The organism is Trinickia dinghuensis, assembly GCF_003367175.1.
Taxonomy (GTDB): Bacteria; Pseudomonadota; Gammaproteobacteria; order Burkholderiales; family Burkholderiaceae; genus Trinickia; species Trinickia dinghuensis.
In genome coordinates this window covers 1-21,613 of sequence record NZ_QRGA01000033.1, presented here as the reverse complement: position 1 = coordinate 21,613, position 21,613 = coordinate 1, and the positions used below count along the sequence as shown (strand labels likewise).

Annotated in this window: 20 protein-coding genes; 13 read left to right on the top strand and 7 right to left on the bottom strand. The window is 63.1% G+C overall.

What is annotated here, in order from left to right; all coding sequences use genetic code 11:
• The 4 genes from DWV00_RS33220 to sdhC all read right to left on the bottom strand — a co-directional run.
• The coding region (locus tag DWV00_RS33220; RefSeq protein WP_147298038.1) for a succinate dehydrogenase iron-sulfur subunit at nt 1-692 on the bottom strand (692 nt) is incomplete at its 3' end.
• A gap of 28 nt (nt 693-720) precedes the next feature.
• On the bottom strand, nt 721-2,496 hold the full coding sequence (gene sdhA / locus DWV00_RS33215; protein ID WP_115537858.1) for a succinate dehydrogenase flavoprotein subunit: 1,776 nt from the start codon (nt 2,494-2,496) through the stop codon (nt 721-723).
• Nucleotides 2,497-2,500: 4 nt separating this feature from the next.
• Entirely contained in the window at nt 2,501-2,869 is a 369-nt protein-coding gene (gene sdhD, locus DWV00_RS33210; protein ID WP_115537857.1) for a succinate dehydrogenase, hydrophobic membrane anchor protein, read from the bottom strand.
• A 4-nt stretch (nt 2,870-2,873) separates the two neighbouring features.
• Nucleotides 2,874-3,290 carry a succinate dehydrogenase, cytochrome b556 subunit gene (sdhC, locus tag DWV00_RS33205; protein WP_115537856.1) on the bottom strand — a complete coding sequence of 139 codons (417 nt, stop codon included), beginning with the start codon at nt 3,288-3,290 and terminating at the stop codon, nt 2,874-2,876.
• 329 nt (nt 3,291-3,619) lie between these two features.
• Here sdhC and DWV00_RS33195 point away from each other — a divergent pair, with 329 nt between their 5' ends.
• Nucleotides 3,620-4,519 carry a LysR family transcriptional regulator gene (locus tag DWV00_RS33195; RefSeq protein WP_115537855.1) on the top strand — a complete coding sequence of 300 codons (900 nt, stop codon included), beginning with the start codon at nt 3,620-3,622 and terminating at the stop codon, nt 4,517-4,519.
• A gap of 33 nt (nt 4,520-4,552) precedes the next feature.
• Here DWV00_RS33195 and DWV00_RS33190 read toward each other — a convergent pair whose 3' ends face one another.
• Together DWV00_RS33190 and DWV00_RS33185 are read right to left on the bottom strand one after the other, a co-directional pair.
• On the bottom strand, nt 4,553-5,860 hold the full coding sequence (locus DWV00_RS33190; RefSeq protein ID WP_245965143.1) for an MFS transporter: 1,308 nt from the start codon (nt 5,858-5,860) through the stop codon (nt 4,553-4,555).
• A gap of 263 nt (nt 5,861-6,123) precedes the next feature.
• A complete protein-coding gene (locus DWV00_RS33185) occupies nt 6,124-7,023 on the bottom strand; it encodes a LysR family transcriptional regulator (protein ID WP_115537853.1) in 900 nt (299 codons plus the stop codon).
• A gap of 124 nt (nt 7,024-7,147) precedes the next feature.
• Between DWV00_RS33185 and DWV00_RS33180 the strand changes: the two genes are divergently transcribed.
• The 11 genes from DWV00_RS33180 to DWV00_RS33130 all read left to right on the top strand — a co-directional run bounded on the left by DWV00_RS33180 (nt 7,148) and on the right by DWV00_RS33130 (nt 19,092).
• The gene (locus DWV00_RS33180) at nt 7,148-8,272 is read left to right on the top strand and encodes a mandelate racemase/muconate lactonizing enzyme family protein (RefSeq protein WP_115537852.1); all 1,125 of its coding nucleotides are present in this window, start codon (nt 7,148-7,150) and stop codon (nt 8,270-8,272) included.
• A gap of 86 nt (nt 8,273-8,358) precedes the next feature.
• Nucleotides 8,359-9,144: an SDR family oxidoreductase gene (locus DWV00_RS33175; protein WP_115537851.1), complete on the top strand. Its 786-nt coding sequence runs from the start codon at nt 8,359-8,361 to the stop codon at nt 9,142-9,144.
• Between the two features lie 17 nt (nt 9,145-9,161).
• Entirely contained in the window at nt 9,162-9,911 is a 750-nt protein-coding gene (locus DWV00_RS33170) for a ribonuclease activity regulator RraA (protein WP_115537850.1), read from the top strand.
• A gap of 315 nt (nt 9,912-10,226) precedes the next feature.
• Nucleotides 10,227-11,078, top strand: a complete 852-nt coding sequence (locus DWV00_RS33165; RefSeq protein ID WP_115537849.1) for a transporter substrate-binding domain-containing protein — start codon at nt 10,227-10,229, stop codon at nt 11,076-11,078.
• A 43-nt stretch (nt 11,079-11,121) separates the two neighbouring features.
• The gene (locus DWV00_RS33160) at nt 11,122-11,844 is read left to right on the top strand and encodes an ABC transporter permease (protein WP_115537848.1); all 723 of its coding nucleotides are present in this window, start codon (nt 11,122-11,124) and stop codon (nt 11,842-11,844) included.
• Nucleotides 11,845-11,864: 20 nt separating this feature from the next.
• On the top strand, nt 11,865-12,611 hold the full coding sequence (locus DWV00_RS33155; protein ID WP_115537847.1) for an ABC transporter permease: 747 nt from the start codon (nt 11,865-11,867) through the stop codon (nt 12,609-12,611).
• A gap of 26 nt (nt 12,612-12,637) precedes the next feature.
• Nucleotides 12,638-13,435 carry an ABC transporter ATP-binding protein gene (locus tag DWV00_RS33150; protein WP_115537846.1) on the top strand — a complete coding sequence of 266 codons (798 nt, stop codon included), beginning with the start codon at nt 12,638-12,640 and terminating at the stop codon, nt 13,433-13,435.
• Nucleotides 13,436-13,463: 28 nt separating this feature from the next.
• Nucleotides 13,464-15,014, top strand: coding sequence for an HAL/PAL/TAL family ammonia-lyase (locus DWV00_RS33145; protein ID WP_115537845.1), 1,551 nt, complete (start codon nt 13,464-13,466; stop codon nt 15,012-15,014).
• Nucleotides 14,992-15,735, top strand: coding sequence for a histidine utilization transcriptional repressor HutC (gene hutC / locus DWV00_RS33140; protein WP_425452889.1), 744 nt, complete (start codon nt 14,992-14,994; stop codon nt 15,733-15,735). The genes DWV00_RS33145 and hutC overlap by 23 nt, the downstream gene beginning before the upstream one ends.
• Nucleotides 15,736-16,068: 333 nt before the next feature.
• Nucleotides 16,069-17,757: a urocanate hydratase gene (gene hutU / locus DWV00_RS33135; RefSeq protein WP_115537843.1), complete on the top strand. Its 1,689-nt coding sequence runs from the start codon at nt 16,069-16,071 to the stop codon at nt 17,755-17,757.
• A gap of 183 nt (nt 17,758-17,940) precedes the next feature.
• Nucleotides 17,941-19,092: a porin gene (locus tag DWV00_RS33130; RefSeq protein WP_115537842.1), complete on the top strand. Its 1,152-nt coding sequence runs from the start codon at nt 17,941-17,943 to the stop codon at nt 19,090-19,092.
• Nucleotides 19,093-19,219: 127 nt separating this feature from the next.
• Here DWV00_RS33130 and DWV00_RS33125 read toward each other — a convergent pair whose 3' ends face one another.
• Nucleotides 19,220-20,143: a LysR family transcriptional regulator gene (locus DWV00_RS33125; protein ID WP_115537841.1), complete on the bottom strand. Its 924-nt coding sequence runs from the start codon at nt 20,141-20,143 to the stop codon at nt 19,220-19,222.
• A 126-nt stretch (nt 20,144-20,269) separates the two neighbouring features.
• Here DWV00_RS33125 and DWV00_RS33120 point away from each other — a divergent pair, with 126 nt between their 5' ends.
• Nucleotides 20,270-21,436: a mandelate racemase/muconate lactonizing enzyme family protein gene (locus DWV00_RS33120; protein WP_115537840.1), complete on the top strand. Its 1,167-nt coding sequence runs from the start codon at nt 20,270-20,272 to the stop codon at nt 21,434-21,436.
• Nucleotides 21,437-21,613: the final 177 nt, after the last annotated feature.

The following is a 21,613-nucleotide window of genomic DNA, read 5'->3' as shown; positions in this document are numbered from 1 at the left end:
CGCACCATCAGTTCCTTGATCTTGCCGATCGCCTTCGTCGGGTTGAGCCCCTTCGGGCACACGTCGACGCAGTTCATGATCGTATGGCAACGGAACAGACGGTAAGGGTCTTCAAGGTTATCCAGGCGTTCGCCCGTGGCTTCGTCGCGGGTATCGGCGATGAACCGATACGCTTGCAGCAGCCCCGCGGGGCCCACGAACTTGTCCGGATTCCACCAGAAGCTCGGGCACGACGTCGAGCAGCTCGCGCACAGAATGCACTCGTACAGCCCGTCGAGCTCTTCGCGCTCCTCCGGCGACTGCAGGCGCTCCTTCTCCGGCGGCGGCGTGTCGTTGATCAGGTACGGCTTGATCGAATGGTACTGATTGAAGAATTGCGTGAAGTCGCAAATCAAATCGCGCACCACCGGCAGCCCCGGCAGCGGACGCAGCACGATCTTTTGCGGCAGATCGTTCAGGTTCGTCAGGCACGCCAGGCCGTTCTTGCCGTTGATGTTCATCGCATCCGATCCGCACACGCCTTCGCGGCACGAGCGGCGGAACGAGATCGTTTCGTCCAGCGCCTTGAGCTTGACCAGCGCGTCCAGCAGCATCCGGTCGCCCGAGCCCAGCTCCAGCTCGTACGATTGCATGCGCGGCGCCGCATCCTTGTCCGGATCGTAGCGATAAATTTCGATAGTACGTTTTGCCATTTCGCGTGTGTCCTTTGAATGCGCCGGCTTAGAAGGTACGCGCCTTCGGCGGCACCGATTCGACCGTCAACGGCTGCATGTGCACCGGCTTGTAATCGAGGCGATCGCCCTCGCTGAACCACAGCGTGTGGCGCAGCCAATTGACGTCGTCACGCTCCTGGTGATCGTCCAGCGCATGCGCGCCGCGGCTTTCCTTGCGCGCGTCGGCCGACACCATCGTCGCCCGCGCCACCTCGATCAGATTCGCCAGCTCCAGCGCTTCCACCCGCGCCGTGTTGAACACCTTCGACTTGTCCTTCAGGTGCACATGCTCCACGCGCTCGGCGATTTGCTTGATGCTTTCCACGCCTTCGGCCAGCAGCTTCGACGTGCGGAACACGCCCGCATGCGCCTGCATGCTCGCGCGGATGTCGCCCGCGATCGCTTGCGTGTACTCGCCCGAGCTCGACTTGTCGAGCTTGTCCAGACGCGAGAGCGCGAAGTCGGCCGCGTCCGCCGGCAGCGGCTTGTGCTCCTTGATGTCCTTCACGTGCTTGACGATGTGGTTGCCCGCGGCACGGCCGAACACCACCAAGTCGAGCAGCGAGTTCGTGCCCAGGCGGTTCGCCCCGTGCACCGAGACGCACGAGCATTCGCCCACCGCGTAGAAGCCGTTCACGGGCTCTTCATGGCCGCGCGGCGTACCGACCACTTGACCGTGAATGTTCGTCGGGATGCCGCCCATCTGGTAATGGATCGTCGGCACGACCGGGATCGGCTCCTTGATGCAGTCCACGTTCGCGAACTTCAGCGCGATTTCGCGAATCGACGGCAGACGCTTCATGATCGTCTCGGCGCCGATGTGCGACAGGTCCAGCAGCACGTGGTCCTTGTGCGGGCCCACGCCGCGGCCTTCCTTGATTTCCTGGTCCATCGAGCGCGACACGAAATCGCGCGGCGCCAGATCCTTCAGCGTCGGCGCGTAGCGCTCCATGAAGCGCTCGCCGTCCGCGTTGCGCAAGATGCCGCCTTCGCCGCGCACCCCTTCGGTGATCAGCACGCCCGCGCCGGCCACGCCGGTGGGGTGGAACTGCCAGAACTCCATGTCCTGCAGCGCGATGCCCGAACGGGCCGCCATGCCCAGGCCGTCGCCCGTGTTGATGAACGCGTTGGTGGACGCCGCGAAGATCCGGCCCGCGCCGCCCGTGGCGAACAGCGTGCACTTGCCTTCGAGGATGTACACGTCGCCCGTTTCCATCTCCAGCGCCGTGACGCCGAGCACGTCGCCGTCGGCGTCGCGGATCAGATCGAGCGCCATCCATTCGACGAAGAACTGCGTCTTGGCCGCGACGTTTTGCTGATAGAGCGTGTGCAGCAGCGCGTGACCGGTACGGTCGGCCGCCGCGCACGCGCGCTGGACGGGCTTCTCACCGTAGTTGGCCGTGTGCCCGCCGAACGGGCGCTGATAGATCGTGCCGTCGGCGTTGCGGTCGAACGGCATGCCGAAGTGCTCGAGCTCGTACACCGCGTTCGGTGCCTCGCGGCACATGAACTCGATCGCGTCTTGATCGCCGAGCCAGTCCGAGCCCTTGATCGTGTCGTAGAAGTGGTAGTGCCAGTTGTCTTCGCTCATGTTGCCGAGCGATGCGCCGATGCCGCCTTGCGCGGCCACCGTGTGCGAGCGCGTGGGGAACACCTTGGAGAGCACGCAAACGGACAAGCCCGCGCGCGCCAGCTGCAGCGAGGCGCGCATCCCCGAACCACCGGCGCCGACGATGACCACGTCGAAGCGGCGACGCGGCAGAGAATTTTTGATTGCAGCCATTCTTTTACACTCTCCAGAGAATCTGCGCAGCGTAGCCCGCACAACCGAGCAACCAGACGATCGTCAGCGCTTGCAGCGCCAGGCGCACGCCCACGGGCTTCACGTAGTCCATCCAGATGTCCCGAATGCCTACCCACGCGTGGTAGAACAGCGAGATCAGCGTGACGAACGTCGCCAGCTTCATCCATTGAGTGGCGAAGATCGAGGCCCAGCCGTCGTAGGAGAAAGCCTGCGCACTGAAGAACCAGGCCAGCAGGATGACGGTGTAGATCGCCATGATGGTGGCGGTCACGCGCTGCGCGAGCCAATCGCGCAGGCCGTAATGCGCGCCGACGACGAGGCGCTTCGAGCCGATTCGGTTGTTGGCTGACATTTTTTTAGAAAGCTCCGAACAGTTTGAGCGCGAAGGCGATCGTAAGAATCGACGACACGACGAGAACGACGACGGACGTGCGCTTGCCGCTCTCCTTGGATACCGCGTCGTGGTTCATGTCCATCAACAAGTGACGGATGCCCGCGCAGAAATGAAAGAGAAAGGCCCACGCCAGCACGAGCGTGACGATCTTGACGATGATGTTCGAGAGGAAGAACTTGAACGACTCGAAGCTCAACTCGGACGTGAGGCTTTGGTCGAAGAGGAACAGCAGGAAGGGCAGGAAAACGAAGAGGAGCGCACCGCTGACCCGGTGCAGGATCGACACGCGCCCTGCTAGCGGTAGACGGTAGGCCGTCAAGATTTGCCCCAGACCGATGTTCCGGAATTCCGGCCTCGGCTTCTTTGCGGCTTCTGCCATGNCCTGCTAGCGGTAGACGGTAGGCCGTCAAGATTTGCCCCAGACCGATGTTCCGGAATTCCGGCCTCGGCTTCTTTGCGGCTTCTGCCATGTAGTACCCCTTTGTCGTATCGAACCTGATCGGCGCTGCACCCCTGCCGCAAAACCGTTGAATACGACGGGCCCAACGGGCGAGCCGACCCGGACCGAGCGCGGTCAGGGTACGTGGGGGAGCGTGAGTCAATGCGAGGCGGAAGCCGCCCGCAAAATTTGGCGATATTTTGTTCCTGTGCTGATATGCTGTCCAATATCTATCGTGTATTCCAGAAATACTTTTAAGCGATATCAGGATGGAACTACGGCATATTCGCTACTTCCTGGCTGTGGCTGAGGAACGAAACGTCACGCGGGCGGCGGAGCGGCTGGGCATCGGTCAGCCTCCGTTGAGCCAGCAAATTCGCGCGTTGGAAACCGAACTGGACGTCCGCCTTTTTCGGCGGACGGGGCATGGCGTCGTGCTCACGGAAGCCGGCGAGGCGTTTCTGATCGATGCGCGCCGGCTCCTGGAAAGCGCGGGCCAAGCCATTGCCAATGCGCAAAGCGCCGGCCGCGGCGAAACGGGGCAGTTGAACATCGGGTTCACCGGGTCGGCAGCTTTCAACCCGGTTGTGCCGAGGATGATCCGGTTGTTCCGGCAGTCGTACCCCGGCGTGACGCTTACGCTTTCGGAAGGAAACACGGCTGAACTGCTGGAGCACCTCAAGTCGGGCCGCGTCGACGTGGCTTTCGTGCGGCTCGGCGCCCAGTCTCCGGCGGGAATGACTTTCCATCACATCGCCGCTGAACGCATGCAGCTAGTTCTGCCCGCAACGCACCCATTGGCCCGCAAACGACGGATCAAACTCGAGGCGCTTGCCGGCGAACCGTTTGTCCTGCTGCCGCGCGACGCCAGTCCGACGCTGCATGACGTCATCGTCGGCGCGTGCCGCAACGCCGGATTCGAGCCGGTTCTCGGCCAGCAGGCCCCGCAGTTGTCGTCGGTCGTCAACTTCGTCGCCGCGGAGTTCGGCGTGTCGCTGGTTCCGGAATCGGTCTGCCGGATCCAGGTCGAGGGCGTCGTGTATGTCGATGTTGCCGGCGCGAACATCACGATTCGCCTTGCGTTAGCCTCGCAAGAGCCGGCCACGACGTCGAAGGTGGCCAACTTTCTTGCTATCGCGCGGCAGTTGACGGCGCCCTTGGCGAGTTGATCTGACCGTCGAGAACCGCCCGCCGGCATGGTTTCAGCGATTGGCCAGACACGCTGGGATGAACGTCAGAATCAGCACCGCGGAGAGCGTCAGCGTCCCCGCCGTGAGCACGAGCCCCGACGCCAGCGTGTGCGTATAGGACTTGAGCCATCCGATCACGGTGGGGCTGATGAAGCCGGCCAGATTGCCGGTGCAGTTGATCAGCGCGATGCCGGCCGCCGCCCCGGTGCCGCCGAGAAACGCGGTGGGCAGCGCCCAGAACATCGGCAGCGTGGTGACGACGCCGGATACCGCGAGCGTCAGCCCGATCATCGACAGCACCGAACTGTTGCCGCCGAGCGCGCACAAGCTGAATCCGGACGCCGCAACCAGTGCGGGGACGACGGTATGCCAGCGTCGTTCGCGGGTGCGGTCCGCATGCCGGCCGACCGCAATCATCGATACCAGCGCAAACGAATACGGGATCATCGTCAACAGACCGATCTCGAGCGGATCGTCGATGCCCGTGCTGCGGATGATCGTCGGCTGCCAGAAGCCGATCGCGTACGAGCCCATCACCACGCCGAACAGAATCAAGCACAGCAGCCATACGCGTGCCGAACCGAACACGGCGCGCACGGAACCGTGCGTCCGTACCGAGTCATCGGCGTCGATTTCGCGCTGGATCAGCGCTTTCTCGTCGTCGCTCAGCCACTTGGCGTCGGCCACGCGATCGTCGAGACCGAAGTAGATCGCGATCCCCAGCGTGATCGACGGCAACGCTTCCACGATGAAGAGCCACTGCCAGCCCCCGAATCCCCACGTGCCGTCGAACGCGCGCATCAGAAAGCCGGAGAGGGGACCGCCGAGCAGCCCGGACACTGGAATGCCCGCCATCAGCAGCGCCACCATCTTGCCGCGGCGATGCGCCGGAAACCAATACGTCAGGTAGAGGATCATGCCGGGGAAGAAGCCAGCTTCCGCCACGCCGAGCAAGAAACGCACGACATAGAACATCAGCGGTGTCGTGACCCAGGCGGTGACCATCGAGAGCAGGGCCCAGGTCACCATGATCCGAGCGATCCAGCGACGCGCGCCGAAGCGGTGCAGCAGCAAGTTGCTGGGCACCTCGAACAGAAAATAGCCGATGAAGAACAAGCCGGCGCCGAGGCCGTAGGCCGCATTGCTGAAATGCAGACTCCCGAGCATCTGTAGTTTGGCAAAGCCGATATTGACGCGATCCAAGTAGGCGACCACGTAGCCGAGAAACAGCAGCGGCATGAAGCGCCAAGCGACGCGCCGGAACAGCAGATCGGACGGATTCGTTTCGATCGCCGGAGAAAAGGACGTTTGGGGTTGCAAGTTTGTCTCCTGACTCGCCGCGCCTTGTCGTTTTGAATGCCGTGGCGAGTGAATGATGGGCTTGTTACGCATCCGCCGTATACGGTTCTGAACGAAAGGAAAGCGACGTTCGGGGCATGCGTTGAGCCGAGTATTCCGGCGCGGCTCGCCAGGAACAAGTTCGAGTCGTTTGCTTTAGAAGTTAATATTTTTTGCGTTCGGGCTGGCCGAGGCAGACCGGAAGCGATGGTTTCATGCTCATGAAGCCGCGTCGCAGCCGGATCTCATTCCGGCCGGCCGCGCGAGTCGATTGCTTCGCCGAACTCGGTGACGACCTCGAGCAGGGCCTGAACCAGACGCATACGGGCGGACGAGCGCCCCCAAATCAATCCCATCACGCGCTTCGGAAAGGGATGAGGCATAGGCCACTTCGCGAGCGACAGACCGGTGCCGCGCGTCGTCAGCCAGTCGGGCACCAGCGAGACGCCGAGACCGCGATCGACCAGCACGGAGATGGCGTCGAGGCCATCGAGCTCGCAGCGTTGGTGGGGGCGGATACCGTGTTGCCGCAGGTAGGCATCGGCCAGTTGCCCGCCTACCACGTTGCGGTCGTAGCGCAGGAACGGTTCGGTTTGCAGCACGGCATGCGGGTCGGTCACCGTCATGGATGCCGGCGTGAGCAATACGAGCGGCTCCTCCCGAAACGTATGCCAGTCGCAGTTCTTCGGCAGATCGTGCTGAGGGTGGACGAGCAGGGCCGCGTCGAGCTCGCCGCCGACCACTTTCCGATACAGGTCCGCCGACTTGCCGGGCTCCAGATAGAGATCGATCTGGGGATGACGGGCCAACAGCGTCGCGAGCACGTCGGGGATCAGATTCATCATCATCGTCGGCGTGCCGCCCAGGCGAAGTTCCCCGCCGAGCGACGAGGGGCCGACGAGATCCGACTTCAGATCGCGGATGTCGTGCAGGACCGTGCGGGCGCGCTCCAGAATTCGTTCGCCTGCCTCGGTCGTGCCGACCGTGCGACCCGAACGCCGCACCAGCTTCGCGCCCAACTCCGCTTCCAGCATCTTGACCCGCTGCGCCACGGCGGCCGGCGTCAGATCGAGGCGGCGAGCGGCTTCCGCGATCGATCCCAGTTCGACCACGTACACAAAGCTTTGCAGATACCGGGAGTCCATCGATAAAAATTTTATCTTGTGAGAAAGCAGAAGCGTACTGTTTCTGACGATTCGAGACTAGCACACTTCTCCGGCAGGCCGCGTATGAGACCGGCCGCGTTTCCATCAGATCAGGAGTGTTGTCATGTCGAAGATCGAATCCATTTCCGTGTGCGCGGCGGGCGTCCCGCTCGACCGTGTCACCTCGTTCGCCACGCGTACCGTTTCGACCCGCCACTACGGCTTGGTCAAGGTTCGTTCGAGCGACGGTGTCGAAGGAATCGGGTTCTGCTATGTCGGCAGCGCGGGCGGCGAGCTGTTGCGCGTTGCGGTGGAGCAGTTGCTGGCGCCGGTCTTGATCGGCAAGGATTCATACGCCGTCGAGGGCTTGTGGCAGGCCATGTATCAGGAGGCGCTGCTTCATGGCCGCGCGGGCACCGTCATGCGCGCCATCAGCATCTTGGACACGGCCATCTGGGATCTGAACGCGCGTACTCACCAACTGCCGCTGCACAAATATCTGGGTGCCGTCGAACTGGACAGCGTGCCGGCCTACGCCAGCGGCGGCTACTACCTCGACGGCAAGACGCCGGCCATGCTGGGCGAAGAGATGGCGAGCTATGTCGAGATGGGTTTCAAGGCCGTCAAGATGAAAGGCGGGCGCCTGAGCCCCCGGGAAGAGGAAGCGCGCGTTCGCGCGGCGCGCGAAGCGATCGGACCGGATATCGAGTTGATGATCGACATCAACAACGGCTGGACCGACACGACGCAGGCGCTGCAGCACTTGCAGCGCATCGAGCAATACGCGCCTTACTTCATCGAAGAACCGTTTTCGCCGGACGACATCGACAACCACGCGCGGCTGGCGAAGTTGACCCGGGTGCCGGTCGCCACGGGCGAGATCGGTTATGGGCGGTGGTACCACAAGGAGCTGCTGGAGAAGGGCGGCGCGGCCATTTTGCAAACCGACGCCGTGGTATGCGGCGGCATTTCCGAATGGCGCAGGATTGCCGCGACCGCGGCGAGCCACGGCGTCGTCATGTGCCCGCACTGGTTTCACGACGTCCACGCTCCGCTCGTTGCGGCCACGCCGAACGCGCGATACGTCGAATTCTTCTGGGACGACCAGGTATTGAACTTCCGGCGCCTGATCGACCGTCAATTGGAGCATCGTAACGGCCGCGTCATGCTGCATCAGACGCCGGGGCTCGGATTCGGTTTCGATGAAAGCGCGGTGGCGAAGTATGGGAAATGGACCGTGGTCGCTTGATGCGGCGCGTGCGGCTGCGAAGCTGCGTGAAGGTCGGCGATGGCACGTGATCGTACGTGACGGTATGTCAGGAACAGGGAAATCTTATGGATCTGGGTTTACAAAATAAAACCGCGCTGGTGATGGGCGGCGGAGGCGGGCTCGGCCGCGCGATTGCGGTCGCGCTTGCGAGCGAAGGCGCGAATGTCGCGCTTGCCGATCTGGACGCCGCGGCGCTCGAACAATCGGCCGAGGCCGTGCGTGTGGCCGGGGCACAGGCTCTGGCTCTGCCATGGGACATGAGCGACCTATCGGTCGTCGACGCGCGCATCGAGACGATCGAGCAGCGGTTCGGCTCGGTGGACATCCTCGTCAACAATACAGGCGGGCCGCCTCCGACACCCGCCTCGGGCCAACCGAGCGGCGTTTGGGAAAAATACTTCCGCCTCATGGTGCTCTCGGCGATCGCAATCACCGATCGCGTGCTGCCCGGCATGCGCGCGAAGCAATGGGGCCGCGTGATTACGAGCACGTCGTCGGGTGTGGTGTCGCCCATCCCGAACCTGGCCATCTCCAACGCGCTGCGCATGTCGCTCGTCGGGTGGTCGAAGACACTTGCGCGGGAAGTCGCGGCAAACGGCATCACGGCCAATGTGATCTTGCCGGGCCGCATCGCGACCGATCGGATCCGCTTCCTCGACGAGGCCAAAGCGCAGCGCGAAGGCCGGGCGGTCGAGGAGGTCGCCGCGCAAAGCACGTCGTCGATCCCCATGGGCCGCTACGGCAGGCCGGAGGAATACGCGGACGTCGTCGCGTTCCTCGCAAGCACGCGCGCATCGTATATGACGGGCGGCATCGTCCGCGTCGACGGTGGGCTGATCGCCAGCATCTAACTTACGGAAATCTCGTCATGTCTTCCGACTCACTCGAATCTCCCAAATCTTTCGACGCTCTCGATCCGCACGTTGCCGCGGCGCTCTCGCAGGTCTCGACGGCAACGCTGACGACCGTTCTGCTGAAAAAGGGGCTGCGCAACGTGTGGCTGCGCGGCACGCGGGCGCTGTGTCCCGATCTACCGCGCGTGGTCGGTCGTGCCTTCACGCTGCGCTTCGTCCCGGCGCGCGAAGACCTCGCGACGCCGGAATCATGGTCGTCGCCGCGTTCGACACGCGCTGCGATCGAAGCGATGCCCGCGGGCTGCATTGCTGTCGTGGATGCGATGGGCGTCACCGATGCCGGGATCTTCGGCGACATCCTGTGCGCGCGAATGAAAAAGCGCGGTGTGGCCGCACTGGTCACGGACGGCGTGGTTCGCGACGTCGCGGGCGTGGCCGGCACCGGCTTGCCGGTCTGGTGCCAAGGCACGGCTGCGCCGCCCTCGGTTGCGGGGCTGACCTTCGTCGGCTGGCAGGAGCCGATCGCTTGCGGTGGCGTTGCCGTGTTTCCGGATGACGTGATCGTGGTCGATGCGGACGGCGCAGTCGTCATTCCCTCGGCATTGGTCGACGAGGTGATTGCGGCCGCGGCGGAACAGGAACGGCTCGAGAACTGGATCATGGAAGAAGTCGAGCGCGGCGCCGCGTTGCCGGGGCTCTATCCGCCCGATGCGGAAAGCCGGGCCCGGTACGAAGCAGCGATGAGCGAGAGGCGCAGCAAGTAGCGTCGAAGACGACGCGGTACGCAGGCTGGCGTCACCGCGACGTCCACCGACGAAAAACGAAAGAGGCCGGCGATGCATTCGCCGGCCTCTTTCGTTTTGTTTTGGTGCATGGCCTGCGCCGTGCACCAAAATGTCTAGTCAACTTGTTTGATGTGAGGAAAAAAGGACTAGTACATACCCCTATAACACCATGTTTTACGGCACTTCTCCTTGCTATGCGTTTTTGTTTCATGCAAGCTTGTCTATACAACCTCGCAGCAACGCCAACCCCCATGGATGCGAGTCCAGTCTTTCCCACGCAATAGGAGTGTCGAAATGAACGTGAAGCGCACCATGCTCGTCAAGGCATGGATCGGTGCGGTACTTGGTATGGCTGTGCTGGCGGGGCCCGCCCAGGCTAAAGAGTGGACGTCCGTGACAATCGCAACCGAGGGCGATTACGCGCCGTGGAACCTGACGGAGCCTGGCGGCAAGCTGAGCGGTTTCGAGCCCGAACTGGTCGCGAATCTGTGTGCCCGCATCAAACTGCAATGCAAACTCGTCACGCAGGACTGGGACGGCATGATCCCGGGTCTGCAGGCGGGCAAGTTCGACGTGCTGGTCGACGCGATCTCGAGCACGCCCGACCGCGAGAAGATCATCGGGCTGTCGCGGCCCTATGCGGCCACGCCCGCGACCTTCGCCGTCGCCGATACGACGATCCTGCAGAAGGCGGCCGCGAAGCCGATCGTCGTCAAGCTCGACAACAACGCGCATACCGGTCAGCCCGGCGTCGAGGCGCTGCGCAAAGCGCTCAAGGGCAAGACGATCGGCATCCAGTCGGGCACGGTGTACACGGACTTCATCGAAAACAACTTCAAGGACGTCGCGACGATCCGCCAATACAAGACCGCGCCCGAGCGCGATCTCGACCTCGCGAACGGCCGGATCGATGCATCGTTCGACGACGTGACCTACTTCACCTCGGGCGCGAACAAGAACGCGTCGATCGTGATGGCCGGTCCGGAAATCGCCGGTGCCGTCTGGGGCCCGGGCGAAGGGTTGGCATTCCGCAAGCAGGACGCCGATTTGAAGGCGAAATTCGACACGGCGATTGCCGCGGCGATCGCGGACGGCACGGTGACGCGCTTGTCGCAGAAGTGGTTCAAGACGAACGTCGCTCCTTGAGCAGTATGCGAAAGGCCTGCAGCGTGAAGACCGGGAGCGAGACATGAGTGCTTTTGAAATGTTCGGGTTCGGGGTCGACGGGTGGGGCGGCGTGATGCTGCTCGGCGCGTCGATGACCGTCGCATTGACGCTGGCGGCGCTCGCCATCGGCGCGGTGTTCGGCGCATTGGTCGCTTGCGCGAAGCTGTCGCGTTTTCGCGTCGCGGGCTTCTTGGGGGAGTGCTATACGACCGTCTTTCGCGGCGTGCCCGAATTGCTCGTGATCTACCTGTTCTATTTCGGCGGGTCCGGGTTCGTGTCGGCGGTGGCACACTGGTTCGGCTCCGACGGTTTCGTCAGCGTGCCGCCGTTCGCGGTCGGCGCGTTCGCCGTGGGCATGATCTCCGGTTCGTATCAGGCCGAGGTTTACCGGGCGGCGGTCCTGGCGGTCGCCCCCGGCGAGCTCGAGGCGGCATGCGCGATCGGCATGTCGCGGGCGACGATGCTGCGCCGGATTCTGATTCCGCAGGTGCTTCGCTTTGCGCTGCCGGGCATCGGCAACGTGTGGCAGATGAGCCTGAAGGATTCCGCGCTGATTTCGGTGACGGGCCTGGCCGAACTGATGCGCGAAAGTCAGGTGGGTGCCGGCTCCACGCACGACTACTTCCAGTTCTTCATTGCCGGCGGTGTGCTGTATCTCGTGATCACCGGGGTGTCGAATCGCATCTTCGGCCGGGCGGAGGCCGTGGTCGGGCGTTCGTTCAAACGTAACTTTGCTCGCAACTGATCGTTGCCCGGGGATTCCACATGTCGATCGATTTCGGTTTTCTCTACGACACGATGTGCCGGCTGCTGGTGGCCGTGCCGGCCACGCTCGCGATCTTCTTCGCGTCGCTGGTGCTCGGCGGCCTGTTCGCGCTCGTGATCGTGACGATGCGCGTCTCGCCGTATTGGCTGCCTAACCGCTTCGCGCGGCTCTATATTTTCGTGTTTCGCGGCTCCCCGTTGCTGATCCAGCTGTTCTTGATCTATTACGGGCTCGGCCAATTCGGCGTGATCCGCCATAGCTTTCTCTGGCCGCTGCTGCGCGAACCGTACGTATGCGCCGTGCTGTCGCTTGCGCTGTGCACGGCGGGCTACACGGCGGAGATCATCCGCGGCGGCTTGATGGGCGTTCCGATCGGGCAGATCGAGGCCGGCTACGCCATCGGTATGTCGGGATTCAAGCTGCTGCGCCGCGTGATCGCGCCGATCGCACTGCGGCAGTGCCTGCCGGCGTATTCGACGGAAGCCGTGCTGCTCGTCAAATCGACGGCGCTCACGAGTCTCGTCACGGTCTGGGAAGTCACCGCCGTGGCGCAGGACATCATCCGCCAGACCTATCGCACCACCGAGGTGTTCGCGTGCGCGGCGTTGATCTATCTGTGCCTGAACTTCGCCATCGTGCGAGTGCTCGGGGCGTTCGAGAAGCGGCTGTCGCGTCATCTGCGCGCGCCGAGGACGCCCGCGCCCGCATCGGCTTCGACCCATCTCGTCCGCGCTGCTTCACGGTAGCTGGGCACGCACTCGACGGAGAACCTATGAACACGAATCCATCCGCACCTGTCACGCTGTCGGTCAAGAATATTCAGAAATCCTTTGGCGATCATCACGTGCTCAAAGGGATATCGCTCGATGCCAAGGAGGGGGACGTGATCTCGATCCTCGGCGCGAGCGGGTCGGGCAAGAGCACGTTCCTGCGCTGCCTGAACCTGCTCGAGACCCCCGACGACGGTTCGGTCTCGCTCGCGGGCGAAGAGTTGAAGATGAAGCGGCGCCGCGACGGCCGCCAGCAGCCCGCCGATCGTCGCCAGGTGGATCGCATCCGCTCGCAGTTGGGCATGGTGTTTCAGAGCTTCAATCTCTGGTCGCATATGACGGTGCTCGACAACCTCATCGAGGGGCCGTTGCGCGTGCTCAAGCGCAATCGCGCCGAGGCAGTGGAGGAGGCCGAGATGCTGCTCGCCAAGGTCGGGATGGCGGACAAGCGCGGTCATTATCCCGCGCACTTGTCGGGCGGCCAGCAGCAGCGTGTCGCGATCGCGCGTGCGCTGGCGATGCACCCGAAGGTCATGCTGTTCGACGAACCGACGTCGGCGCTCGATCCGGAACTGGTCGGCGAGGTGTTGCGCGTGATGCGCTCGCTTGCCGACGAAGGACGGACGATGCTCGTCGTCACGCACGAGATGGGCTTTGCGCGGCACGTCTCGAACCGCGTGATGTTCCTGCACGAGGGACGCGTCGATCTCGACGGCACGTCGCAAGAAGTATTCGGCGAACAGAAGTCGGAACGTTTCCGCCAGTTCGTCTCGAGTCACCAGGATCGCGCGGCGCACTGAAGCCGCGGTTCATGTCTTTCGCGAAACCATGAAGACTTTTATCCGTTCCACCGAACCGTTCGACTGGCACGCGATTGCCGAAATCGCCGGCGGTGCCCGGCTCGAACTGTCGGACGACGCCAGCGCGCGTATCGGCGCGGCACGCGCGCTCGTCGAGCAGATCGTCGAACGCGGGATCCGCGCCTATGGCGTCAACACCGGCGTCGGGGCGCTGTGCGATACGGTCGTGTCGCAGGCCAAGCAGCACGATTTGTCGCACAACATTCTGATGAGCCATGCGGTGGGCGTCGGTCCGCTGCTCGGGCCGGAGGCGGTCCGCGCGATCATGGCCGCGGCCGTGAACAACTACGCGCACGGGTATTCGGGCGTTCGGCTCGCGGTAGTCAGGCAGCTCGTCGCGCTGCTCAATGGCGACTGCGTGCCGGAGGTGCCCGCCTTCGGTTCGGTCGGTTATCTCAGCCATATGGCGCATATCGCGCTCGTCTGCGTGGGCGCGGGCTGGGCGCGTTTTGGCGACACTCGCGTGAGCGGCGCCGAGGCGTTGCGCCGGCTCGGGCTCGAGCCGTTGTCGCTGGAGGCGAAGGAGGGCCTGAGCCTCGTGAACGGCACGCCTTGCGTCACGGGCCTCGCCGTGCTCGCGCTTGCGCGGGCACGGCGTCTGCTGGACTGGGTCGATGTGGTGGCGGCCATGACGTTCGAGAATCTGCAGGGGCAGGTGGAGGCGTTCGGCGCGCAATCGCTGGCCTTTCGCGTGTCTCCGGGCCTCGAAACGGTGGGCGCGCGTCTGCGCGGAGCGCTGGCGGGCAGCGGCATCCTCGCCGTGGCCGCCGGGCGGCGCACCCAGGACTCGCTGAGCTTGCGCGCCATTCCGCATGTGCACGGCGCGGCGCGCGACGTGTTCGACGATGTAGCGAGATCGGTGGACCGCGAACTCGCGTCGGTGACCGACAACCCGATCGTCGCGGGCACGCCCGATCACCCGAGCGTGTATTCGCAAGCCCATGCGGTCAGCGCATCGCTCGCGCTGGCGATGGATAGCCTCGGCGTGGCACTCGCCCAGGTGGCGGCGATGTCCGAGCGCCGGATCGACCGGCTCGTGAATCCGCTCGTCAGCGGCTTGCCCGCGTTTCTCGCGGCGGACGGCGGGACGCGCTCCGGCTTTATGATCGCGCAGTACACGGCGGCGTCGCTGGTTGCGCAGAATCACCGTGAAGCCGCGCCGGCGAGCCTCGACGGCGGCGTGACGTCGGGTTTGCAGGAAGATCATCTGTGTCATGCGACACCGGCGGCGCTGAAGGCGCTCAACATCGTCGAGAACGGTACGCGCATCGTCGCGATAGAATTGCTGGCCGCCGTGCAGGCTTACGACCTGCAGCCTGCCGATTTGCCGCGTTCGCCTTATACCGAGGCGCTGCGCACGCGAATTCGCAGCGTCGTGCCGATCTACCGGGACGATCGTCCGCTTGCGGACGACATGAACCGGGTGTTCCGGATGATCGTCGACGATGCGCCTCCACCGCTGGCCGATCCAGAAAGACGACCGAGTCGACTACAAGATGAATATGAACGCACGAGCTGAGATTGCGGCACAACCGGCCGAGGCGCCGCGCAGGACCTTGCCTGCCTACGAGCAAATCAAGCGCTACGTGGTAGACCGCATTGCGGACGGCACCTGGAAGCCGGGCGACATGATTCCGTCCGAGGCGGAGCTGGTCAAGGAGTTCGGGGTTGCCCGCATGACCGTATCGCGTGCACTGCGCGAACTGACCACGGAGCGGGTGCTGACGCGCGTACAGGGTTCCGGCACCTTTGTCGCGCCGCGTCATTACGAATCTCCGGTGCTCGAGATTCGAAACATCGCCGACGAAATCATGTCGCGTGGCCATCGCTATGGCGCGCGCGTGCTGACGCTGGATCGAAGCGACGACCCCGAAGCGATGGCGGCACTCGATCTTGCGAAGGGGCCGGTGTTTCACTCGCGTATCGTCCATACCGAGGAAGACGAGCCGATTCAGTACGAGGATCGCTTCGTGAATCCGCACGTGTTTCCGGAGTACTTGCAGCAAGACTTCACGTTGGAGACGCCGAACCACTACATGGTGCGGCTTGCGCCGATCCAGCGCGCCGAATTCCGGATCTACGCGCAAAAGCCCGATGCGCACGTGCGCCGTTATCTCGAGATGGAAATCGGCGAACCCTGTCTGCTCGTCTGGCGCCGCACTTGGGTGGGCGATTTGGTGGCCACCTCGGTCCAGCTGTGGCATCCCGCCTCGCGTTTCCATTTGACCGGCAGCGTTTGACGGATTGATTCGAGGCACGATTTTTCCGCCTCGATGCAGCCGGCGCAAATAAGTTAGGAATCCTAATTAAAAGCACTGATGCCTTCGAACCGAGGGTGGCATTAGCATCGTGGTTAAGTGGCCATGTTGTCTATGCAAATGTTTTCTTCCCATGGCGTGAGAGAGAAAGGTTTTTCCCCATATTTGCAGTGATTTCGCTGTATTGGCGAAAACCCTGATTCGGTGCAATTTCAGTTGTATAGACAAGTTGATCGGGCTAGACTCGGCGTCATCGACAGTCGTCCCGCGACCGTTCTTCTTCTCTCTCAAGTTTTCATTTGTTCCGAGGCTCTTATGAACTTTCCGAAGCACATCGATCCGCGTCTGGACACCACCCGCACGATTCGCGCGCCACGCGGCAGCGAGAAGACTTGCAAGAGCTGGCTGACGGAAGCGGTCTACCGGATGATTCAAAACAATCTCGATCCGGAGGTGGCCGAGCACCCGCACGCACTCGTCGTCTACGGCGGGATCGGCCGTGCGGCGCGCAACTGGGATTGCTTCGATCAGATCCTCGCTTCGCTGCGCGAGTTGAACGACGACGAGACGCTGCTGGTTCAATCGGGCAAGCCGGTCGGTGTCTTCCGCACGCATGCCGATGCGCCGCGCGTGCTGATCGCCAATTCGAATCTCGTTCCGCATTGGGCTACCTGGGATCATTTCCATGAGCTGGACCGCAAGGGGCTCATGATGTACGGCCAAATGACGGCGGGCAGCTGGATCTACATCGGCTCGCAGGGCATCGTGCAAGGCACCTACGAGACGTTTTTCTCGGTGGCGAACCAGCACTTCAACGGCGATCCGAGCGGGCGCTGGATCTTGACGGGCGGCCTCGGCGGCATGGGCGGCGCGCAGCCGCTGGCCGCCACGATGGCGGGCTTCTCCATGCTCGCGGTCGAATGCGACGAATCGCGCATCGATTTTCGCTTGAAGACGCGCTATCTGGACAAGAAGGCGAGCACGCTCGACGAAGCGCTCGCGATGCTGGACGAGGCGAAGCGCGCAGGCAAGCCGATCTCCGTGGGGCTGCTCGGCAATGCGGCCGACGTCTTCCCCGAACTCGTTGCACGCGGCATCACGCCCGATTGCGTGACGGACCAGACGAGCGCGCACGATCCCATCAACGGCTATCTGCCCCAGGGCTGGATGCTCGAGGCGTGGCGCGAGCGGCAAAAGACCGATCCGCAGAGCATCGTCCAGCCGGCGAAGCAGTCGATGGCCGTGCAAGTTCGCGCCATGCTCGCGCTGCAGCAGCGTGGCGCGGCGACGCTCGACTACGGCAACAACATCCGCCAGATGGCCCTCGAAATGGGCGTCGAGAACGCTTTCGATTTTCCCGGCTTCGTGCCGGCTTATATCCGCCCGCTCTTTTGCGAAGGCAAGGGGCCGTTCCGCTGGGTGGCGCTGTCGGGGGATCCCGAAGACATCTACAAGACCGACGCCAAGGTCAAGGAACTGATTCCCGACGATCCGCACCTGCACAACTGGCTCGACATGGCGCGCGAGCGTATCGCGTTCCAAGGATTGCCGGCGCGGATCTGCTGGGTCGGCGTGAAGGATCGCTATCGCCTCGGCCAGGCGTTCAACGAAATGGTGCGCACGGGCGAGCTCAAGGCCCCGATCGTGATCGGGCGCGACCACCTCGACACGGGCTCGGTTGCCAGCCCGAATCGCGAGACCGAGGCCATGCGGGACGGCTCGGATGCCGTCAGCGACTGGCCGCTTTTGAACGCGCTGCTGAACACCGCGGGCGGCGCATCGTGGGTGTCGCTGCATCACGGCGGCGGCGTCGGGATGGGCTTTTCGCAGCACGCGGGGGTCGTGATCGTCGCGGACGGCACCGATGCCGCGCGCGAGCGCTTGGGACGCGTGCTGTTCAACGATCCGGCGACGGGCGTGATGCGTCATGCGGATGCGGGCTACGAGCTCGCGCAGCGTACCGCTCGCGAAGCCGGTCTCAAGCTGCCGATGCTTGGGCGCTGACGCAATGCGCGGCGCCGCCAGCCGCTATCGCGACGAAGCCGAAATCTACGCGGCCTATCGCGCGGCCGTGGCCCGCCTGCTGCAATGACGCCGCACGTGTTGGATGTGATGCTTTCGCGCACCCGTTTAGAGCACCCAGAGTGCAGTAAAACACTAACGCAAGCTTGAAATTTGGAGATCCGAATGAAAAAGAAGCTGACGGCGCTCGCCGTGACCGCCGCCTTTGCCTCGCCCGTATTCGCGCAAAGCAGTGTGAGTTTATATGGCGTGATCGACGAGGGGCTGAACTACACCAATAACGTCGGCGGCAGCCACGTGTATGAAATGCAGAGCGGCTATGCGCAGGGCAGCCGCTGGGGCCTGCAGGGTAGCGAGGATCTCGGTGGCGGCACGAAGGCGCTGTTCCAGCTCGAGAACGGGTTCGACGTCAATTCGGGCCGGCTGGGCCAGGGCGGCCGGATGTTCGGCCGTCAGGCATTCGTCGGCTTGAGCAATGGACAGTACGGCACGGTCACGTTCGGCCGCCAATACGACTCCATGGTCGACTACGTCGGGCCGTTGACCTCGAACGGCAACTGGGCCGGCTATCTGTTCTCGCATCCGTACGACAACGACAACACCGACAACTCCTTCCGGCTCGACAATGCGGTGAAGTACGCGAGCCCGAACTTCGCAGGGCTTCAATTCGGCGGCGCGTATAGCTTCAGCAACAGCACCAGCTTTGCCGATAACCGCGCGTACAGCTTGGGCGCGCAATACCAGCGCGGCGGGTTGCTCGTCGCAGCGGCTTACCTGCAGGCCGATCACCCCGGCGACGGCTCCGCGGGCGCCATCACCGCGAACGACGCGAGTTTCATTGCGCAGCGCATGCGTGTGTTCGGTGCGGGCATCAACTATACGTTCGGCCCCGCAACGGTGGGCTTCGTCTACACGAACTCGAACTACAAGAATCCGACCGGCAACGGCTATCTAGGCACGCCGAGCGCAATCGTCGCGTCCGGAACGACTTTGAATGCGCTGAAATACCAGAACTTCGAAGTGAACGGTTTCTACCAGGTCACGTCGGCGTTCTCGCTTGGCGCGGCGTATACGCTGTCGCTCGAGCATGACGATTCGTCGGCCGGCAGCGCGAAGCCCAAGATCCATCAGATCGGTGCGATGGCGGACTACAACCTGTCGAAACGCACCGATGTCTACGCGCAGGCCGCCTATCAGCACGTTGCCGGCGACAAGACGAATTCGATCCTCGATCAGGCATTCGTCCTCGGCACCGACGCGCCGTCGTCGACGGCGAACCAAGTCGTCGTGCGCCTGGCGCTGCGTCACAAGTTCTAATATTCCAACGTTCTAACGGGGTTCTCCGAGAACCACGCGGCACCTGTCGCACATCTGTGTGCCCAGGTGTCTTTGACCGCTCGCTTGCGCAAGCACGCGGGCGGTTTTTTTGCCGCGGTGCGTTCTGCTAGGTCAAAGCCGCCGAAGCGGACGCGCCGGAATTCCCGAAGCGTTCGACGAGAAAATCGATGAATGCCCGCGCTCGCGCGGACTGATTCCGTTTATGCGGGTAGTAGACGAACAGATCGGCGAGCGGCTGCACATACTCGGGAAGCACGATTCTTAGTCTTCCGCTTTCGAGGTACCTCGAAAGATCCCATTCCGAGCGGATCAAGATGCCGTGCCCGTCGAGCGCCCAGCCGAGTACGATATCGCCGTCGTTGCTCGACAGCATGCCCCGCACTTTCACCACTTCGACGTGTTCGCCGTGCATGAGGCGCCAGACGCCATAGGCATCGTCGTTCTGACGATGAAGGATGCACTGGTGATGTGAAAGATCGGCCGGGCTCGTCGGCGTGCCGTGCCGCTCGAGATACCGCGGCGATGCGCACAGGAACCTGCGATTCGTCATGATGCGCCGAGCGTTGAGCCGCTTGTCCGGCAACGAGCCGAACCGGATGGCCAGGTCAACGCCGCTCTCGACGAGATCGATCGGGCGATCGGTCACGTCGAGCTGCACTTCGACGTGCGGGTATTGCTTTGCGAACTCGGACACGAGCGGGGCAATGGTCGTGCGGCCGAACCCCAGCGTCGCGTTGACACGAAGCAATCCGCGCGGCACCGAGCGGCTCGACGAAACGGCATCTTCCATTTCGTGAATTTCGGCCAGGATCCGCGCCGCGTGATGCAGATAGGTTTCGCCTTCCACCGTGAGACTGATGCTGCGCGTCGTCCGGTTGACCAGTCGCACCCCCAGCCTCGCCTCCAGTTGAGCGAGCCGTTTCGTCGCGGCGGGCGGCGTCAAGTCGAGTTCGCGCGCGGCCGCCGCAAGGTTTCCATGCCGGGCGAGCAAAACGAAGAACTGGAGGTGGGAGGCGATGTCGGTCTTCACGCGGCCTTCACTTTAAGTTAATAAAGAAGTGATTTTCAGTGAATCTTACCGCGACCTTTCGCGAATAATCTAGCGCCTCCTACAGCGCGTTGCGTCGACAACGCGCGACGCCTTCAGGAGACCGTCGTGAGAATCGTTGAAATTCGCGAGAAGACCGTTCCGATCAGCTCCCCTATCCGGAATGCCTACATCGACTTCAGCAAGATGACGCTGAGTCTCGTGGCCGTGATGACGGATGTCGTCCGAGACGGTAAGCCGGTCGTCGGCTACGGTTTCAACTCCAACGGCCGCTATGGGCAGGGCACGTTGATGCGTGAGCGGTTCATTCCGCGTTTGCTCGAGGCCGCCCCGGCCTCGCTCGTCGACAAGGACGGCAACAATCTCGATCCCCATAAGATCTGGGACACGATGTTCCAGAACGAAAAGCCGGGCGGCCACGGCGAGCGCTCGGTGGCGATGGGCACGATCGACATGGCGGTATGGGACGCCGTGGCTAAGATCGAAGGCAAGCCGCTGTTCCAGTTGCTGGCCGACCGTTACGGCGATGGCCGACCGAACCGCGAGATCTTCGTCTATGCCGCGGGCGGCTACTACTACCCCGGGCAGGATCACGAAAAGCTCAAGGACGAAATGCGCAGCTATCTCGATCGCGGCTACACGGTCGTGAAGAAGAAGATCGGCGGCGCTTCGCTCGACGAAGACCTGCGCCGCATCGATTCGATCCTGAGCGTGCTGGGCGACGGTCAAAAACTGGCAGTCGATGCAAACGGCCGCTTCGATCTCGATACGGCGATTCGATACGCGAAGGCGCTTTCGCGATACGACCTGTTCTGGTACGAGGAAGCCGGCGATCCGCTCGATTTCGAATTGCAAGCGACGCTGCGCAACTACTACGACAAGCCGATGGCAACCGGTGAAAACTTGTTCTCGATGCAGGACGCGCGCAACCTCATCCGCTACGGCGGTATGCGCGCCGACCGCGATTGGCTGCAGTTCGACTGTGCGTTGAGCTATGGATTGGTCGAATACCTGCGCACGCTGGACATGCTGCATCAGCATGGCTGGTCGCGTAGCCGCTGCATCCCGCACGGCGGCCACCAGATGTCGCTCAACATTGCGGCCGGGCTCGGCTTGGGCGGCAATGAATCGTATCCCGACTTGTTCCAGCCGTACGGTGGATTCCCGGACGGCGTGAAGGTCCACAACGGTTACATCACGATGCCGGATCTGCCCGGCATCGGCTTCGAAGGAAAGGCGGATCTATTCGCCGAGATGCAAAAGCTGTCCGCATAAGCGGCCGGTACGACCGCGCCGCCCCATCAACCCGTCTCCGTCTCCAAGACCAATAACATGACCGTACGATCCGACATGAAGGATTTCCGCGAAGCCGCGCTCGATTATCACGAGTTTCCTTCGCCGGGCAAGATCGCCATCGCGCCGACGAAGCAGATGATCAACCAGCGCGATCTG

Excerpts from the sequence above, each read along its gene's own strand:
- sdhA (WP_115537858.1), bottom strand. The coding sequence starts at position 2,496 with ATGGCTGCAATCAAAAATTCTCTGCCGCGTCGCCGCTTCGACGTGGTC.
- sdhD (WP_115537857.1), bottom strand. The coding sequence starts at position 2,869 with ATGTCAGCCAACAACCGAATCGGCTCGAAGCGCCTCGTCGTCGGCGCG.
- sdhC (WP_115537856.1), bottom strand. The coding sequence starts at position 3,290 with ATGGCAGAAGCCGCAAAGAAGCCGAGGCCGGAATTCCGGAACATCGGT.
- DWV00_RS33195 (WP_115537855.1), top strand. The coding sequence starts at position 3,620 with ATGGAACTACGGCATATTCGCTACTTCCTGGCTGTGGCTGAGGAACGA.
- DWV00_RS33185 (WP_115537853.1), bottom strand. The coding sequence starts at position 7,023 with ATGGACTCCCGGTATCTGCAAAGCTTTGTGTACGTGGTCGAACTGGGA.
- DWV00_RS33180 (WP_115537852.1), top strand. The coding sequence starts at position 7,148 with ATGTCGAAGATCGAATCCATTTCCGTGTGCGCGGCGGGCGTCCCGCTC.
- DWV00_RS33175 (WP_115537851.1), top strand. The coding sequence starts at position 8,359 with ATGGATCTGGGTTTACAAAATAAAACCGCGCTGGTGATGGGCGGCGGA.
- DWV00_RS33170 (WP_115537850.1), top strand. The coding sequence starts at position 9,162 with ATGTCTTCCGACTCACTCGAATCTCCCAAATCTTTCGACGCTCTCGAT.
- DWV00_RS33165 (WP_115537849.1), top strand. The coding sequence starts at position 10,227 with ATGAACGTGAAGCGCACCATGCTCGTCAAGGCATGGATCGGTGCGGTA.
- DWV00_RS33160 (WP_115537848.1), top strand. The coding sequence starts at position 11,122 with ATGAGTGCTTTTGAAATGTTCGGGTTCGGGGTCGACGGGTGGGGCGGC.
- DWV00_RS33155 (WP_115537847.1), top strand. The coding sequence starts at position 11,865 with ATGTCGATCGATTTCGGTTTTCTCTACGACACGATGTGCCGGCTGCTG.
- DWV00_RS33150 (WP_115537846.1), top strand. The coding sequence starts at position 12,638 with ATGAACACGAATCCATCCGCACCTGTCACGCTGTCGGTCAAGAATATT.
- DWV00_RS33145 (WP_115537845.1), top strand. The coding sequence starts at position 13,464 with ATGAAGACTTTTATCCGTTCCACCGAACCGTTCGACTGGCACGCGATT.
- hutC (WP_425452889.1), top strand. The coding sequence starts at position 14,992 with ATGAATATGAACGCACGAGCTGAGATTGCGGCACAACCGGCCGAGGCG.
- hutU (WP_115537843.1), top strand. The coding sequence starts at position 16,069 with ATGAACTTTCCGAAGCACATCGATCCGCGTCTGGACACCACCCGCACG.
- DWV00_RS33130 (WP_115537842.1), top strand. The coding sequence starts at position 17,941 with ATGAAAAAGAAGCTGACGGCGCTCGCCGTGACCGCCGCCTTTGCCTCG.